The organism is Bacillus sp. RC251, from assembly GCF_044908765.1.
Lineage (GTDB): Bacteria > Bacillota > Bacilli > Bacillales > Bacillaceae_G > Bacillus_A > Bacillus_A wiedmannii.
This window is the reverse complement of the sequence record NZ_JBIYDP010000003.1, coordinates 108293-124223: the sequence shown is the minus strand read 5'-3', so window position 1 is coordinate 124223 and position 15931 is coordinate 108293. Positions and strand designations below refer to the sequence as shown.

At 35.5% G+C, this 15931-nt stretch carries 17 protein-coding genes; 6 read left to right on the top strand and 11 right to left on the bottom strand.

What is annotated here, in order from left to right; genetic code table 11:
• Nucleotides 1–85: 85 nt before the first annotated feature.
• Both ABH961_RS14665 and ABH961_RS14660 read right to left on the bottom strand, forming a co-directional pair.
• Nucleotides 86–1033, bottom strand: coding sequence for a 3'-5' exonuclease (locus ABH961_RS14665; protein WP_098048234.1), 948 nt, complete (start codon nucleotides 1031–1033; stop codon nucleotides 86–88).
• Between the two features lie 115 nt (nucleotides 1034–1148).
• Entirely contained in the window at nucleotides 1149–1724 is a 576-nt protein-coding gene (locus ABH961_RS14660) for a TlpA family protein disulfide reductase (protein WP_000269060.1), read from the bottom strand.
• A 250-nt stretch (nucleotides 1725–1974) separates the two neighbouring features.
• Between ABH961_RS14660 and ABH961_RS14655 the strand changes: the two genes are divergently transcribed.
• Nucleotides 1975–2232, top strand: coding sequence for a hypothetical protein (locus ABH961_RS14655; RefSeq protein ID WP_048544059.1), 258 nt, complete (start codon nucleotides 1975–1977; stop codon nucleotides 2230–2232).
• Nucleotides 2233–2255: 23 nt separating this feature from the next.
• Here ABH961_RS14655 and ABH961_RS14650 read toward each other — a convergent pair whose 3' ends face one another.
• Both ABH961_RS14650 and acnA read right to left on the bottom strand, forming a co-directional pair.
• Nucleotides 2256–3905: an ABC transporter ATP-binding protein gene (locus ABH961_RS14650; RefSeq protein WP_142330306.1), complete on the bottom strand. Its 1650-nt coding sequence runs from the start codon at nucleotides 3903–3905 to the stop codon at nucleotides 2256–2258.
• Nucleotides 3906–4021: 116 nt separating this feature from the next.
• The gene (gene acnA / locus ABH961_RS14645; RefSeq protein WP_048544062.1) at nucleotides 4022–6745 is read right to left on the bottom strand and encodes an aconitate hydratase AcnA; all 2724 of its coding nucleotides are present in this window, start codon (nucleotides 6743–6745) and stop codon (nucleotides 4022–4024) included.
• Nucleotides 6746–7036: 291 nt separating this feature from the next.
• On the opposite strand from acnA, the gene sspO reads away from it, so the two are divergent.
• Nucleotides 7037–7186 (top strand): acid-soluble spore protein SspO, encoded by a 150-nt coding sequence (gene sspO, locus ABH961_RS14640; protein ID WP_098079641.1) that lies wholly within the window; start codon nucleotides 7037–7039, stop codon nucleotides 7184–7186.
• 40 nt (nucleotides 7187–7226) lie between these two features.
• Here sspO and pdaB read toward each other — a convergent pair whose 3' ends face one another.
• Both pdaB and ABH961_RS14630 read right to left on the bottom strand, forming a co-directional pair.
• Nucleotides 7227–7952, bottom strand: a complete 726-nt coding sequence (gene pdaB / locus ABH961_RS14635) for a polysaccharide deacetylase family sporulation protein PdaB (protein WP_095205706.1) — start codon at nucleotides 7950–7952, stop codon at nucleotides 7227–7229.
• A 46-nt stretch (nucleotides 7953–7998) separates the two neighbouring features.
• On the bottom strand, nucleotides 7999–8262 hold the full coding sequence (locus tag ABH961_RS14630) for a hypothetical protein (protein ID WP_001146295.1): 264 nt from the start codon (nucleotides 8260–8262) through the stop codon (nucleotides 7999–8001).
• Nucleotides 8263–8383: 121 nt separating this feature from the next.
• On the opposite strand from ABH961_RS14630, the gene ABH961_RS14625 reads away from it, so the two are divergent.
• Both ABH961_RS14625 and ABH961_RS14620 read left to right on the top strand, forming a co-directional pair.
• Nucleotides 8384–8506, top strand: coding sequence for a small acid-soluble spore protein P (locus tag ABH961_RS14625; RefSeq protein ID WP_000517650.1), 123 nt, complete (start codon nucleotides 8384–8386; stop codon nucleotides 8504–8506).
• Nucleotides 8507–8630: 124 nt separating this feature from the next.
• Nucleotides 8631–9017: an Hsp20/alpha crystallin family protein gene (locus tag ABH961_RS14620; protein WP_140386854.1), complete on the top strand. Its 387-nt coding sequence runs from the start codon at nucleotides 8631–8633 to the stop codon at nucleotides 9015–9017.
• 92 nt (nucleotides 9018–9109) lie between these two features.
• On the opposite strand, the gene ABH961_RS14615 is transcribed toward ABH961_RS14620, so the two are convergent.
• Both ABH961_RS14615 and ABH961_RS14610 read right to left on the bottom strand, forming a co-directional pair.
• Nucleotides 9110–10348, bottom strand: a complete 1239-nt coding sequence (locus ABH961_RS14615) for an MDR family MFS transporter (RefSeq protein WP_098079643.1) — start codon at nucleotides 10346–10348, stop codon at nucleotides 9110–9112.
• A gap of 67 nt (nucleotides 10349–10415) precedes the next feature.
• On the bottom strand, nucleotides 10416–10823 hold the full coding sequence (locus ABH961_RS14610) for a hypothetical protein (protein ID WP_000965133.1): 408 nt from the start codon (nucleotides 10821–10823) through the stop codon (nucleotides 10416–10418).
• A gap of 134 nt (nucleotides 10824–10957) precedes the next feature.
• Between ABH961_RS14610 and ABH961_RS14605 the strand changes: the two genes are divergently transcribed.
• Nucleotides 10958–12160 (top strand): alanyl-tRNA editing protein, encoded by a 1203-nt coding sequence (locus ABH961_RS14605; protein WP_176519581.1) that lies wholly within the window; start codon nucleotides 10958–10960, stop codon nucleotides 12158–12160.
• Nucleotides 12161–12204: 44 nt separating this feature from the next.
• On the opposite strand, the gene ABH961_RS14600 is transcribed toward ABH961_RS14605, so the two are convergent.
• Nucleotides 12205–12648 carry an NUDIX hydrolase gene (locus tag ABH961_RS14600; protein ID WP_098079647.1) on the bottom strand — a complete coding sequence of 148 codons (444 nt, stop codon included), beginning with the start codon at nucleotides 12646–12648 and terminating at the stop codon, nucleotides 12205–12207.
• Between the two features lie 104 nt (nucleotides 12649–12752).
• Here ABH961_RS14600 and ABH961_RS14595 point away from each other — a divergent pair, with 104 nt between their 5' ends.
• Nucleotides 12753–13334, top strand: coding sequence for a DUF6434 domain-containing protein (locus ABH961_RS14595; protein ID WP_001247733.1), 582 nt, complete (start codon nucleotides 12753–12755; stop codon nucleotides 13332–13334).
• A gap of 7 nt (nucleotides 13335–13341) precedes the next feature.
• On the opposite strand, the gene ABH961_RS14590 is transcribed toward ABH961_RS14595, so the two are convergent.
• Both ABH961_RS14590 and ABH961_RS14585 read right to left on the bottom strand, forming a co-directional pair.
• Nucleotides 13342–14433, bottom strand: a complete 1092-nt coding sequence (locus ABH961_RS14590) for an acetyl-CoA C-acyltransferase (protein ID WP_098642777.1) — start codon at nucleotides 14431–14433, stop codon at nucleotides 13342–13344.
• Entirely contained in the window at nucleotides 14426–15889 is a 1464-nt protein-coding gene (locus ABH961_RS14585) for an acyl-CoA synthetase (RefSeq protein ID WP_098078795.1), read from the bottom strand. The genes ABH961_RS14590 and ABH961_RS14585 overlap by 8 nt, the downstream gene beginning before the upstream one ends.
• Nucleotides 15890–15931: the final 42 nt, after the last annotated feature.

Below are 15931 nucleotides of genomic sequence, written 5' to 3'. Positions count from 1 at the left end.
CTCTTTAATCAGATTTGTAAGAAAATTTTATGTTTTAGTATTCCTAAAAAAACTCCGTGCACAACTTCTTGTACACGGAGTTTTTTTATACCATTATATTTAAATATTCTTTTAGCTTTTCATCTGCATTCATTTCACTTTGTTTATACTCACTTAGCGCTTGCAGTACGAAATCATACTGTCCTAAAATATAACTTTCTAATTTCAGGACATCCTCTAAGCTATTAAGCATAATTCTCGTATTACCAACTTCACTTTTTAACGCGGGTTCACAATTTAAACTCGTACATATTTCTTTCACATCATCTTCTAATATCTCTGTTAATACGTATTTCTTTCGCCCTTTTACTTTTACTCTCATAACTGGATAAAAAGCTTTTATATCTAAATAGCTTCCTACATTCATACAACGAATCCATTCGATATCACGTTTATTTCGTACAAGTATCTTTTTTACTGCTTCATATACTACGGTTTCATCAAGTACTTCTGTATTCGATTTCCTGTTTGTTTCTTCTTCAATAGATGCACATTTTTGATAAACAGCTGCACAAGTAATACAATCATCAAATGCATTATGAGAACTTAAACGAATGCCAAGCATTCGCTTTAACGTTTCAAGTTTATGATTAGGTGCGTGCTTCATATATTTCTTCGCTAAAAACACAGTATCAATCACTTTATTTTGAGGTTCAGGCAGCCCAAGCATGTTTACATTACTTTTTAAAAAACGCATATCAAAAGATGCATTATGAGCGACAATAACATTTGTATGTAAAAATGCTAAAAATAAAGGTAATACTTCTTCAATCGTCGGTGCATCTGAAACACGATAATTTGTAATACCTGTTAAACTCGTTATTCGGTCCGGAATTGAACGCTCTGGATTCACATAGGAAACAAATTGATCTACTAGTTCATGATTACGATATTTCACTGCTGCTACTTGAATAATTTTATCATTATAAGGGTTAAATCCTGTTGTTTCAAAATCAATTACAACATAATCTAACGGTAAGGATACATTCCCCACTCCAAACACTCCTTTACCTCTAAACGTTTATATTTCTTTTATCATAACATGCTGCTATCACTACGTGAAAAAGAAAAGGCAGAAATGGTAACTTTCCACCTCTACCTTTTCACCATTATTTTAATTTAGCAATCCGTTTCTCCATCTCTTTTTGCGTCATCGGTCCAATAAACTTATCTTGAATGACACCTTTCGTATCTATAAAATACGAAGTTGGAATCGTAATTACTTTATACGCTGTTGTCACATCAATGTTCTTGTCCAATAAAATAGGAAAAGTAATTCCTTTTTCTTTTGCAAAATTGCTTACCTTTTCTACTCCCCCGCCCTTTTCTGAAGGCGTATAATTTATTGCTAAAATTTCTACATTTTCTTTATGTTCTTTATAGAAAGCCTCCATATCCGGCATTTCTTGCTGGCAAGGTCCACACCACGTTGCCCAAAAGTTTAAAATCACTTTCTTTCCTTTCAGATCTGATAACTTTACATTCGTTCCATCTAACTTCGTTAATTCAAAGTTTGGCGCACTCTTCCCTATTTCGATACCATTACTTGCAATCATCTCTTTCATAGCAGCTTCACTTTTTTCTTGCTCCCCTTGTACCGCCTGGTCTTTTTTACCAAACTGTTCATAAGCTGCATACCCCGCTAAACAAAGTAACACTACAATAATCGTAAGCTTCCGCCACATTTTATATCACCCTAACGTATTTATCTTCTTATTAACCTAATTACCCAAATACTATATACCTTATTTTAGCTTATACGGACAAGCTTGGAAATATTCACAGTCAAAATAATTAGAATATTCTTATTTAAAGTGAAGTTTTTTCCTTTTTATCATATAATTAGAAAAACAGATGAGGTGTTTTATCTTCTTATTGACCCACTTACCTATTTATTCTCGTAGTTATATAACCTTCAGCAAAGGGGGATTGTTTATGAATTCATTCGAAAAAACAACATTATATATTCTTAGTTTTCTTTTATACCCAATCGGCATTATTACATGGATCATTTCACTCTTTAGTAAAGATTTTGAAAAAAAGAAAGTAGGGCGTATTTGTCTCTACGTCTCTCTAGTCTCATTCGTCCTTTTCTTAATTCTCGGAATTGCAACTTTCCTTATGACTGCTACTTTTAACGTTGATCTGAATCACTCCGAATCTATCGAGTATCAAATAAATGATGCTGAATAAAGATAAGAGCACTGCTCTTATCTTTATTCATATCTCTGTAAAAACGAATGACTATTTATTAATTTTTCAGGACTTCCACATGCAACAATACTTCCTTCTCTCATTATAACAACACGATCTGCTAGTATCGCTTTCTCTACATCATGTGTTGCCACAATTCTCGTGACCTCTCTTCCTAATCCTTCTATCATATTCCAAACAGTTTCTTGGTTGCTCGGATCTAATCCCGCAGTCGGTTCATCTAAAATAATAAGATTCGGATTTGAAACAATAGCACGTAATAATGCAAGACGTTTTCTTTCTCCTCCAGAAAATTCTTCACCACTTTTATGTAGTACAGTTTGAACCCCTTCAGGCAACTTCCTAATAATGGATGTTCCATTTACTAGTTCAATATTTTTTTCTAACTGGTGTTCTATATACTCTTCACCGAAATACATATTTTCTTTTACTGTCGTCCGAAAGAAACGAGGTTCTTGCCACACTGTCTTCATACGAGCCTCATTACCATAATAAACAACGCTACCGTTAGATGGTTTATACAAACCTGTCATTAATTTTAAAAGCGTTGTTTTTCCTGCACCACTTTCTCCTACAATCATAACGAATTCACCAGGATTAATTTGCAAATCAATATTATGAATTCTGCATTTCTCTTCATTACTCTCCTGAAATGAAACATTTGTTACCGTCATCCCCATCGCTCTTTCTACCTTACTATTTGCCACTCGTTTATCTAAAAAGGAAAAAACTCTATTTGCCGAAGCGACTGCAACTTGTGTCATCATTAATAAATCGCCAACGTAGCGGACTGGAAAAAAGAGCATTTCAATTGTGGCTAACACAGCAACAATTGAACCAACTTCCATTTCCCCCTTCATTATTTTCTGCGCGCCTATAATGAGAACAACAATATATGCCCCTGTTTCAATCACGGTTCCAACTACTCCAATGCAATGTTGCATCATCGTCTTCTTTACTTCTGTTTTATAAGATTGTGCCGTTACTCCCTTAAATAAGCGAATGGCCCATTTTTCTTTTTCCAAACTACGTAAATCTTGTGCTCCTTTTACAAACTGTGACACCATCTCTACAACACTTGATTGATTTCTTTGAGCAATGCTGGCGATATTTCTTACCTTTTTCCCCATCAACATCGGAACCGTTGCACTTAAAAATAAAAACGGAGCTACCCACAATATGAACTTTATATCTATATGTTGTAGTGCTATGATTGCGCCAATAAATTGGGCAATAGCGTGTATATATTCTATTAATATAGATCCATATAATCTGACCCAGTTCGGAATATCAGACACAACTAATGTCTCTAACTCTCCTCCCTTAATCTTCTCACTCTCTTCAAACGGTAATGAGAAGAAATGACGCAATACATCTATACGCTTCTCTCGTAATATTCGCTGACTCGCTTTTGAACTTACATAATCAAATGAAAGATTGTTCACCCACATCAACAAGCGGCTAGCTGCAAACAAAGTAATGTAAAGATACACCTCCTTTAACTCTCGTTGAATAAGGTTATCTACAATTAATCCCATGAATAGTGGACGAGATAAATTTAAAATAGCAGCAAAGCATCCACTACAGACAGCTGCTATTACTAATAATTTTTCTTTCTGTAACGGTAACAATATTCTTTTATATTCTTTCATGATGTTCCCTCCATTTTTATAGTAAAAAGAAAGGGATGAAACCAAATGGTTTCATCCCTTTCCATAAAATAAGGAAGCTAACAGCTGTTAGCTTCCTTATCGTTCATTTCAATTATTTAATTTGACACTTTAGACTCTTCAATTTTCTCACGAAGAACCATTTGCAGAATACCACCGTGACGGTAGTAGTCAATTTCTACTTCACTATCGAAACGAGCTACTACTTCAAATTGTTTTTCGTTGCCATCTGCATCAGTTGCAACTACTTTTACAAGATCGCGTGGTCTAACTGTTTTGTCAATTTGAATTTCAAATGACTCATTACCAACAAGACCTAACGTTTCAGCGCTTTCGCCATCTTTAAATTGAAGTGGTAATACACCCATTAATACTAAGTTACTACGGTGAATACGTTCGAAGCTTTCTGCGATTACTGCTTTAATACCTAATAAGTTTGTACCTTTCGCAGCCCAGTCACGAGAACTTCCCATACCGTAATCTTTACCAGCAATAACTAGAAGGCCTGTGCCATCTTCTTTATATTTCATAGCAGCATCATAGATTGATGTTACCTCACCAGTTGGCCAATATGTTGTGTATCCGCCTTCTGTTCCTGGTGCGATTTGGTTTTTAATACGGATGTTCGCGAATGTACCACGCATCATAACTTCGTGGTTACCACGACGAGAACCGTAAGAGTTAAAGTCAACAGGTTGTACGCCGTTTTCTAATAAGTAGCGTCCTGCTGGTGTATGCTTACCAATTGAACCTGCTGGTGAAATATGGTCTGTCGTTACAGAGTCCCCAAATTTACCAACTATGCGTAAATCTGATAACGTTTCAACTTCACCTGGCTCTTTAGATAATCCTTCAAAGAACGGTGGGTTTTGAATATAAGTTGAATCATTATCCCAAGTATATAAAGCTTCATTTGAAGTTTGGATTTCATTCCAGCGCTCATTGCTGTTAAATACTTGTGCATATTCTTTCTTGAACAGTTCAGATGTAACAACGTTTTGAACTACATCTTCAATTTCTTTAGCTGATGGCCAAATGTCGTTGAAGTAAACAGCATTGCCATTTGCATCTTTACCGATTGCATCATTTTTCAGGTCAATATCAACAGTACCTGCAAGTGCATATGCCACAACAAGTGGTGGTGATGCTAAGTAGTTTGCTTTTACAAGTGGATGAATACGACCTTCAAAGTTACGGTTACCAGATAAAACAGATGTTACTAATAAATCGTTTGCTGCGATTGCTTCTTCTAATTCCTCTGCTAACGGACCAGAGTTACCGATACAAGTCGTACAACCGTAACCAACTGTTTGGAAACCTAATTGATCTAAATATGTTGTTAAACCTGATTTATCTAAGTATTCAGTAACAACTTTAGATCCTGGTGCTAATGATGTTTTTACGTACTCAGGTACTACAAGCCCTTTTTCAATTGCTTTCTTCGCAACTAGACCTGCCCCAATTAATACGTATGGGTTTGATGTATTTGTACAGCTTGTAATTGCAGCGATTGCAATTGCACCTGTTTTCATCGTTACTTCTTTATCTTCTAATGTAACCTTCACTTCTTTATCGAACTCTTGCTCATTAAATCCAAGTCCTTGTGTTCCAACTGGTGCTACAACAGCTTTATGGAACGCATCTTTCATATCTGAAAGTGGAATTAAATCTTGTGGGCGTTTCGGTCCAGAAAGGTTAGATTCGATTGTATTTAAATCAATTTCAACAAGATCAGTGTAAATTGGATCTTTGCTGTCTGCTGTATAGAATAGACCATTTGCTTTACAGTATTCTTCAACAATGCGAATTTGCTCTTCATCTCTACCTGTTAAACGTAAGTATTCTAATGAAATATCGTCAATTGGGAAGAATCCACAAGTTGCACCGTATTCTGGTGCCATATTTGAAATTGTTGCACGGTCAGCTAAAGGCATGCTCTTTAGCCCATTACCGAAGAACTCAACGAATTTACCAACTACACCTTTTTGACGTAATACTTGTGTTACTTTTAATGCAACGTCAGTTGCTGTAGTACCACTTGGAAGTGTACCAGTTAATTTCACACCGATTACTTCAGGTACTGGGAAGTATGAAGGCTGTCCAAGCATTCCTGCTTCCGCTTCTATACCACCAACGCCCCATCCAAGAACGCCGATACCGTTAATCATTGTTGTATGTGAGTCTGTTCCAACTAATGAATCTGGGTATGCAACTAAGTCACCTTCAGCATTTTTCACAGCATGAACAACTGGTGCTAAATATTCAAGGTTTACTTGGTGTACAATACCTGTAGCTGGTGGCACTGCGCGATAGTTATCAAATGATTTTTGTGCCCAGCTTAAAAATTTATAACGTTCTTCATTACGTTTAAACTCTAAGTCCATGTTGAATGCAAGCGCGTCTGCCGTACCCGCTCTATCAACCTGTACAGAGTGGTCAATTACAAGGTCTACAGTAATTTCCGGATTAATTTTATCAGGATCCCCGCCCATATCTGCCATTGCTTTACGAAGCGAAGCCAAATCTACAACAGCTGGTACACCAGTGAAATCTTGTAAAATTACACGAGATGGTTTAAATGGAACATCGATATCTTGCACATCTTTCGTTCCCCATTTCGCTAAATTTGTAACATGCTCTTCTGTAATTACACGTCCGTCTACTTGACGAAGTACTGATTCAAGTAAAACTTTCACGGAATATGGTAATTGAGATACGTTGCCAACCCCTGCGTTTTCAAGCGCTTTCAAATCATAATAATGATACGTTTTTCCATCTAATTCAAAAGTTGCACGTGATTGAAATGGATTATGTTTGACCATTATGTTTCCCCCCTGTTAAACGTGACTAAGTTGTCTGAATATAAAATGTAGACAAACTTTTCAATACCTTACGATAATATCTTATTACAACTTTCTAAATAAGTAAATAATAAGAAACTTATAGATTATCATAAGTTTTCTTTATGTTCCTAAATTTGAATAGTGTTCACGCTCCTTATGAATACTATTACCATAAAGTAAAGTGCTCTATTAGTGCTTTACTTACAGTTCATACATACTATGAACTGCTCATCATTCAACATACAAAAAAAGTTATAGAGGTGAAATAAAATGGGTAAAAGAAAAGCAAATCATACTATTTCAGGAATGAATGCGGCATCTGCACGAGGACAAGGTGCTGGTTATAATGAAGAATTTGCAAACGAGCCTTTAACTCCAGCAGAGCGACAAAATAATAAAAAACGTAAAAAGAACCAGTAACGAAAAATCCCAAAAGGTCCACTTCCTTTTGGGATTTTTTCTAATGTTTATAACGTAGTAATTCTGAAACCGTTACAAATCGATATCCTTGTTTTTTCAGCTCAGGTAAAATTTTTGCTAATGCTGCTACTGTTTGACTACGATCATTTCCTCCATCATGTAACAATACGATATCTCCACTTTTAGCATTTTTCACTACATGATTTACAATGGATTCAACCCCTGGATTTGCCCAATCACGCGGGTCTTGATGCCACGACCATAGAACAGTTTGATAACCTGCTTCTTTCGCTGTTTTAAATACAGCATCGTTAATATATCCGCCAGGTGGACGGAATAGTAAAGGTTCTTTCACCCATTTTTCGAAAAATTTCTTTCCATCTAAAATATCATGTTCTAATTTTTCATCCGATGAATTACTCGCATATAAATGATTCATCGTATGATTTCCAATTTCATGTCCCTCTTTTAACACTTGTTTCACTAAATATGGATTACGCTGAACTCGAAATCCAATCATAAAAAATGTTGCTTCTGCTTTATATTGACGTAATAAATGTAAAACTTGCGGTGTATAAGTTGGATCTGGGCCATCATCAAATGTAATGGCAATAATCTTTTCATTATTAGGTACTTCCCACGTTACATAGCCAGTTGGTTCTAGCTCTTTTCTGAGCAACATTTTCGCTTCCACTTTTTCAACTTGAAATATATGTACTGCGCATAATAAACAAAAAACGAATAGAAAAATCTTCTGTTTTAGCATAACGTTCGTCAAAGTAATAAGGTTGTCGAATACACAACAATCTCATTTACTTTTCTAATTGATCTACATTTCGCATAATGTTTTGGAGATTATTTTCGTATTGCTCAAGTTGTGGGCGTTGTGTTTCAGAAGCTACCTCTAACGCATTTTGAATTTGTTCATACGCTTCCTGAACCTCTTGGCGTAACTCTTTTAAATCATGACCGTAGTTTGGATCATTTTTTACAATGTTATTAAATGCGTTTTCTGCTTGTGTAACTCCTTGCTGCGCTGCTTGAAAAGCTTGTTGTTTATCTTTATGATATGGCATTATATAATCCCCTTTCCATAATAGTTAGTCCCATTTATCTTTACCTTTTTTTCTAAAAACATTCTCGTATAAATTTGCAAACTTCTCTCATTCTAAAGAGAAAGAGGAGGTGTCACATACAATGGGAAAAAACAATCGTGAAGCGAAAGAAAAAAAGGGACAACCTGAACCATTAAGCGGATCTCATAAAGTAAAAAACCGTAACCATTCACGCCAAAAAAATCATGCACATCATGATATGTAAAACAAAAGGCTCACACTAGCTACCTTTGCCGCATACAATGTTTATATTTTTTCATTTATTCTTCACCCCTACTTCATTCATGCATAACATAGTATGAATTGAGATTTTACGGAGGGTGTCTTACATGGGCAAGAAAAAGAAGGATTGTCTTTTTCATGTTGATGGTTTCGAAGAATGGATGGATCAATTTTGTTCTGATTCTTGTAGTAACTTTAGTTTCCCAAATCAAATTCATATTGACCTTTGTGAAACTGAACAAGAATACATTTTGGAAACAGATGTACCAAATGTATCCGAACAAAATGTAGTTATTAAAAAGATGGAGACAGGCCTAAATATTTGTATACTTCATAAAAATATTTCTTTGCAGCGGATCATCCCTTTACCCGCTACTATTATTTATAAAAAGATGCTAGCCTGCTTAGAGAATGGATATTTAGCCATTCATATTTCCAAAAATGAAGTTGCTAATAAACATGAAGAAAAAGTTCTTTTTCAAATTGAGAAGTAAAATAAAGTAAAGCTTTAATCAGTGGGTTCTTACTGCCCGCAAATAGCGGGATAAATACAAAAATAAGCCCCAGTCATCTGCTGGGGCTTATTTTATTTCGCATATAATTCTAAATTACAATTTTTATCATATCTTTTTTTCAATAAACCTTTTGTAACTAAAAGTACAGGAAATGCTACAGTTGAAATTATAGCTAGCGCTGAAAAGACAATAAATCCATTTTGATACCCGTAGTAATCGAGAAGTACGCCCCCAAGCCACGGACCAATTACTGCTCCAATTCCTGAAAACCCCATCGCTCCAAAATAGGTTCCTTTTAAATGCGAGACAGCTATATCATCTATAAACACATCCGTCATGGAAAACATGAGAACTTCTCCAATTGTAAAAATAATTGTGCAGACAGCAGCACCTAGCGTAGATTCTACTATTCCAAATCCAAACAATCCTCCGCTCACAAATAAGGTTCCCACCATAATAGATACTAACGGTGTATACTTTTTACATATTTGAATAACAGGGTATTGAATTACGACTACAACAATCGCATTTAAAGCTAACATATACGAAAACAATGTCACTCCATCCTGAAATATATGTGCATTTGCAAAATATTGAGATACTGTTGTCGTTAAGTGTGAAAAGCCACAATTACTCAAAATAATACCGACTAAAGCAACTAAAAATACGACATCCTTTCGCAATATACGAACTGCATTTAACATTGTGACAGGCTTTTCTGTATTCACTTTCTTTTTTTCAATTGGATACTTCTTAAATTGGAACGCTAATATAGCTGTATATAGAATGTATACTCCAGCTGCTACTAAAAAAGGAATTGTAGATTTTGCACTTCCAATCTGTAACCCGACAAGTGGGCCAATCGCTACTCCAACATTTATTGCACCGTAACGCAAATTATATACGAGTAAACGATACTCTGGTTTCGTTAAATCTGATAATAATGCTCTTGATGTCGGCTCAAAAAAAGACCGACATAATCCATTCAAAGCATTTAATAAAAAGAAACTTAAAATATGATTTGCAAGTGAAAAACCTATAAATACAAACACCCAAGCAACCATGGACCATATTATAATCATGTTTCGGCCGAATCGATCCGATAAATTCCCTCCAATAAAACTAGCAAACACTCCAACAAGTGCACTCGTTCCTATAATAGCACCCGTCATTCCAGCTGATACGCCTTTAACAGTCGTTAAATAAATTGCTAAAAAAGGAATACTCATTGACGTGGCGAATCTCGCAAATAAAGTCCCTATTATAATTGTCATTCCTAATGGATGAATATTTTGTAACTTCCCCTTCATCGTTAAACCTACTCTCCCTGTTCTTACATAAAAAAAGAAAGCAAAGGATCTGCTTTCTTTTCCCTTTTTATACTTGAGCTGTTGATACCCGAGCTGTTCTCGTTATGTCCATATCTATGCCATATGTAAACTGTAATTCTTTACAAACATCTTTAATTAAAATTGCTACATTATACTTTTCATTAAATTGTAAAACGATGTTTTCTACTTCTTCATATGTATACTTATATTCCCCTGTAATGACACTTTTTAAATCAAAGCATTCATTTATACAAAGTTGCACAAGCAGCTGGTCATATTTCTCTATTACATCTTCTTTTTTCCACAGTAACTCTTTTACATATAACCGATCAAACTTCACACTTTCTCGATTACAGTCCGTTAAAATCCGGGTCATTTCATTTAATTCTCGATACAATTCAGAAATATTTTTACTTAAACTAAGCAGTTTATCTACGCCGTTTTCATATAACATATTCATTCCACCCCCGCATTTTCTTCTTATTATAGCAAGAAAATTCTAAAAATAGTTTCTTTCTTCTGAAATATTAGGAAACTAATTTCAATTGCTTTACAATGAAACTAGTGAAAACGAAAGGGGAAAGAAAATTGGAGCAAAAATTATATTACACTGACGCTTATAAGCAAGACTTTACTACAAAAGTTATAAAACAAGATTATGATAAAGACGGTAACTTATACGTTATTTTAAACGAAACGGCATTTTATCCAACAGGGGGCGGACAACCATATGATACTGGTACATTAAATGATATCGATGTAATCAATGTAGAAGAGATAAATGGAGAAATTCATCACTTCATTGTAGAACAATTACATACTGAAGAAGTAGAAGGTAAAATTAATTGGGAGCGCCGTTTTGATCATATGCAGCAACATGCGGCTCAGCACATTTTATCTGCTGCTTTTTGGGACCATTTTAACATACCTACGATTGGATTCCACCTTGGAAAAGAAACGGTAACAATTGATTTAGAAACAGAAAATCTTCATACAGAAACGGTTGAAAAAGCAGTACAAATTGCAAACAAAATTGTTTTTGAAAACCATCCCATCCGCATCGAGTGGATGAACTTAGAAAAAGCGAAAACATTCCCCCTTCGTAAAGAACCGACTATGACAGAAAATATACGTGTTGTTATAATTGAAAACTTCGACTACAACGGCTGTGGCGGAACGCATCCGAAACGTACAGGTGAAGTAGGTCCTATTCAAGTACTAGGGTGGGAGCGCAATAAAGGTGGCATACGATTAACGTTTATCGCTGGTTGGCGCACACTAAATTTAATGGGCCAACAACAACAAATTATGAAAGATGTTTCTAAACAATTAAACAGTAGCGAGAGTGATATCCCAGCAAAAGTAGCACAACTTCTTACTTCTCAAAAAGAAAATGAAAAAGCAATACAAACAATGAATGAAAAATTATTATTTGCAGAGGCAAACGAGCTACTTCAACAGCCTTCAGAAAAACATACCGGCATACTTATTTCTAAAGTATTTACAAATCGTTCTATGCAAGAAATCGCAAAGCTTTCTGCCATTATTACAGAACAACAAGAGCATGCCATTACATATTTCGTTATTGAAAATGAGGACAAACTACAATGCATCCTCGCTTGTGGAAAAACAGTCACGCTCGATATGAATGCGCTTTTAAAAGAGGCACTTCCTACAATTGAAGGAAAAGGTGGCGGAAATAAAAAGAGTGCTCGCGGTGGCGGAAAAGCGGTTATGACCGGGGACGAATTTTTAAATCAACTTGTTTCTTCTTTACAGTCAGAAGTGTAAAACATGTTTATGAAGGATAGCTAACTGCTATCCTTCAACTATATTTACAAACCTATATTTTGTTTCAAGCCTTGATAACTCCATGCACTTGCAAAACCTTCACTTATAAGAGTTATAAAAGTTTCCGAAAAACCATATTGACTTAAATCTTTAATCGGTACCATTTGCACATCTTGAATTGGATTATAATCAAACTCATTAGAAGGTAGCGTAATTTCACCTTCAATCCTTTCAAGCAGAAACGTAATATGTAATAAAGATGGACTAGCATCTGGTTTATCACAAACATAGAGTAGATTCTTAATTTTAACTTCTAATCCTGTTTCTTCTCTCATTTCTCGAATCATCGCTTCTTCTAACGTTTCACCATTCTCTACCCTTCCCCCAAGTAAAGACCAATTGCGATTAGCAACTTTTTGCTTTACTAGCAATACTTTTTCATCTTCAATTAAAATTCCCGTAACACGAACTTGCATTACACTTTCCATATGTAATCTCCTCTTCCCGTTATATTTACAAATTAACCCTTCCACAAAAAGAACATACGTTTTATAATTAAAGAAAATTATGGAAGAAAGAAGTTGTTACATCTATGCGTCCACCTTTAACAAAGTCTATATCACTTGAAGATTTCCAAAACTTTTATTGGTTAAAAGCAGAACTCCAAACATTTTGTCGTGAGCATGGTTTGCCAGCTAGTGGCTCTAAGATTGAAATAACCGAGCGTATCTCACATTATTTACATACTGGTAAAATATTAAAAAACAGCTCTAGTCAAAAGGTGAGTAAAGCTTCCCTCTCTTATAAAGAACTTTCTCTTCAAACGATTATTACTAACAATCACCGCTGCAGCGAAGATGTTCGTGCTTTTTTCAAAGAAAAAATCGGAGCAAACTTCCGCTTTACAGTAGCTCTTCAAAAGTTTTTTAAAGAGAATGTCGGAAAAACATATGAAGACGCGCTAACGTTTTGGTATGAAGAAAACGAACGAAAAAAAGATCCTACATACAAAACAACTATTAGCGCGCAGTTTGAATACAATCGTTTCACTCGCGACTTTTTCGAAGATCCAAATAACAAAGGGAAATCAAAAGCTGATGCTATCGCTGCTTGGAATGAAATAAAAGCAAAACCTGGTAGCAATGCTTATGTTCCTCAAAAAGTAGAAAACTAGTCCCTTTCTAGTTTTCCACTTTCTCAAATAATAGCGCAAGCCCTATTCCACCACCAATTCCTAACGTCGCAATTCCATATTTCATATGCTCTCTTTTCGCTTGATAAAACAAATGTGTCACAAGCATAGCTCCAGATGCACCGTACGGATGACCTAGCGCAATTGCACCACCATTTACATTTAATTTTTCGAAAGGAATTTGTAACTCCTTTGCACAAGCAACAACCTTTGAAGCAAATGCTTCATTTATTTCAAAATAATCGATGTCCTCTACTTTCATATTCATTTCATTTAATAATTTGTTCACCGCAAATATCGGACCAGTCCCCGGAAGATTTGGATCCACTCCAACTACAGCACTACGAACGAAACGAAGTACAGGCTTATATCCTAATTTTCGGGCTTGCCCCTCTTCCATTACAAGAACAGCACATGCTCCGTCATTTACACCACACGAATTACCTGCCGTTACTGTACCATTTTGTAAAAATGCGGGCTTAGTTCTTTTAATCATTCTTTCATAATTCATTTCTCGTTTTATAGCCTCATCTAAAGATCCATTAAAAGAAAGTATTTCATCTTGTAAATATCCATTTTCTAATGCTTGCAGTGTCCGTTTATAACTAAGGCAAGCATACTCGTCTTGCATTTCTCTCGTTACATTATAACGCTCTGCAACATATTCAGCCGCCACTCCCATATTAGGATCACCAATTGTTTCTGGTGAAAATCGCGCTCTATTTTGAAAAGGTGATGTACTTGTACTCTCTACTCCTCCTGCAATATAACAATTACCTGCGCCGCCTTGAATGAAATGACATGCAGTACGAATCGCTTCCAATCCGGCACCACATTGCCGGTCAATCGTTACACCAGGAATATGATAGCCAAGTCCTGCTTCTAAAGCAGATAATCTCGCAACATTCCCTCCCGGCCCCACAATATTCCCTAATATGACATCGTCTATTTCTCTCTCAATTCCTTTACTTAAAAACGTAAGAAGCGGCGTTACTAATTGGTGAACTTCATAATCTTTCAACATCCCATTCTTCTTACCAATAGGTGTCCTTTTTGCTTCTACAATAACCGCTCTATTCATATATTTTCTCCAGGTTTTCAATCATATTTTTTGCTGCAATACGAGCGATTTTCCCGCTATTTGTATACGGTATTTCATCTACAAAATGCCATTCTTTCGGTATTTTAAACGAGGATAATCGTTGTAAGCAAAAACTTTTTAATTGTTGCTTCGTAGCACTTCCTTTTACGATGGCGACAGGTTTTTCACCCCAATAACTATCTTTCACGCCAACTACAACTATTTCATCAACAGCTGTATGTTCATGTAATACACTTTCTATTTCTTCTGGGAAAATATTAATTCCTCCAAATAAAATCATATTCTTCTCTCTACCTACTATATATATAAAGCCTTCTTCATCTTCATAACCTACATCTCGCACTGTCATCCAGCCATCCGCAGTCAACTCTGGAACTAAAACCTTATCCAATATGTAGCCCATAAAAAACTGATCACTTTTCACATAAACAGTTCCTATCTCGCCTTTCTGTACTTCTTCTCCTGCTTCGTTACATATTCGAACTTGCACATTGTGACAAGGTTTTCCTACTGAATTTGGCCTTCTATCACTCTCTTCATCAACTAGTGCTGTTACAAAACTTAGTTCCGATGCACCGTAAAATTCATATTTTTGCGCATAAGGAAATATAATCTTTATTTTTTCTTTCGCTTCAGCTTCCCATTTCGCTCCTGACGAAATAATTTTCATTCCATTTTCTATTACTCTATTTTCTTTATATAAAGATTCTAGCATTGTCGGAACTGTATACATGACCGAAACGTGTTCCGTTTCTAACTTATCCAGCACTTGATCTGGAATAAACTTTTTCATAATATGCACCGTTTGCCCTACATATAATGCACTTATTGCACCGTATAAAAAAAGAGAATGAACGAGCGTCCCAGCTATTAAAATAGAATCTTCTTTTTTCATATGGAAGTCATGTATATTGCAATCAAAACTATGAACCCACGATTGTTGTGCACGTAAAAATGCTTTTGCCTTTCCAGTCGATCCTGATGTAAATCCCATATAAAACGGAGCATTTTGTACACTTTCTACAGGATTATATGTAGGAAGATAGTTCTCTATCATTCTTTTCCACTCATCAATTTCAATTACTCTTCCTTCTTCATCCGGTAGATCATTTACCTTATATCGCTCTGTCACAATCATAGCCGGGTTACTGATCGCAATTCTTTCTTTGAGCTCATCCTCTTTCCACTTTATATCTAACGGCACACAAACCCATCCGGCCATAGCAGCACCAGCAAATAGTTGTAAAAACTCCATACTATTTTCTAATACAATTGCTATCGTTTTATTCTGCGATTCTTTTTCATTCAACCAGTTTGCTACTTTACATACTGACTCAAACCATTCTTTAAATGTTAATACTCGATCATTTTCCTTTATTGCTATTTTATTTGTTTGTAAAGAGGCATACTTTTTATATTCTTTTGTAATCCCCATTTGAGACGTCCTTTCTTTACAAAATAATAAAAAGAAACACGC

What these genes read in the sequence shown, in the direction of transcription:
- ABH961_RS14660 (WP_000269060.1), bottom strand. Translation starts at nt 1,724, where the DNA reads ATGTGGCGGAAGCTTACGATTATTGTAGTGTTACTTTGTTTAGCGGGG.
- ABH961_RS14655 (WP_048544059.1), top strand. Translation starts at nt 1,975, where the DNA reads ATGAATTCATTCGAAAAAACAACATTATATATTCTTAGTTTTCTTTTA.
- ABH961_RS14650 (WP_142330306.1), bottom strand. Translation starts at nt 3,905, where the DNA reads ATGAAAGAATATAAAAGAATATTGTTACCGTTACAGAAAGAAAAATTA.
- acnA (WP_048544062.1), bottom strand. Translation starts at nt 6,745, where the DNA reads ATGGTCAAACATAATCCATTTCAATCACGTGCAACTTTTGAATTAGAT.
- sspO (WP_098079641.1), top strand. Translation starts at nt 7,037, where the DNA reads ATGGGTAAAAGAAAAGCAAATCATACTATTTCAGGAATGAATGCGGCA.
- pdaB (WP_095205706.1), bottom strand. Translation starts at nt 7,952, where the DNA reads ATGCTAAAACAGAAGATTTTTCTATTCGTTTTTTGTTTATTATGCGCA.
- ABH961_RS14630 (WP_001146295.1), bottom strand. Translation starts at nt 8,262, where the DNA reads ATGCCATATCATAAAGATAAACAACAAGCTTTTCAAGCAGCGCAGCAA.
- ABH961_RS14625 (WP_000517650.1), top strand. Translation starts at nt 8,384, where the DNA reads ATGGGAAAAAACAATCGTGAAGCGAAAGAAAAAAAGGGACAACCTGAA.
- ABH961_RS14620 (WP_140386854.1), top strand. Translation starts at nt 8,631, where the DNA reads ATGGGCAAGAAAAAGAAGGATTGTCTTTTTCATGTTGATGGTTTCGAA.
- ABH961_RS14615 (WP_098079643.1), bottom strand. Translation starts at nt 10,348, where the DNA reads ATGAAGGGGAAGTTACAAAATATTCATCCATTAGGAATGACAATTATA.
- ABH961_RS14610 (WP_000965133.1), bottom strand. Translation starts at nt 10,823, where the DNA reads ATGTTATATGAAAACGGCGTAGATAAACTGCTTAGTTTAAGTAAAAAT.
- ABH961_RS14600 (WP_098079647.1), bottom strand. Translation starts at nt 12,648, where the DNA reads ATGGAAAGTGTAATGCAAGTTCGTGTTACGGGAATTTTAATTGAAGAT.
- ABH961_RS14595 (WP_001247733.1), top strand. Translation starts at nt 12,753, where the DNA reads ATGCGTCCACCTTTAACAAAGTCTATATCACTTGAAGATTTCCAAAAC.
- ABH961_RS14590 (WP_098642777.1), bottom strand. Translation starts at nt 14,433, where the DNA reads ATGAATAGAGCGGTTATTGTAGAAGCAAAAAGGACACCTATTGGTAAG.
- ABH961_RS14585 (WP_098078795.1), bottom strand. Translation starts at nt 15,889, where the DNA reads ATGGGGATTACAAAAGAATATAAAAAGTATGCCTCTTTACAAACAAAT.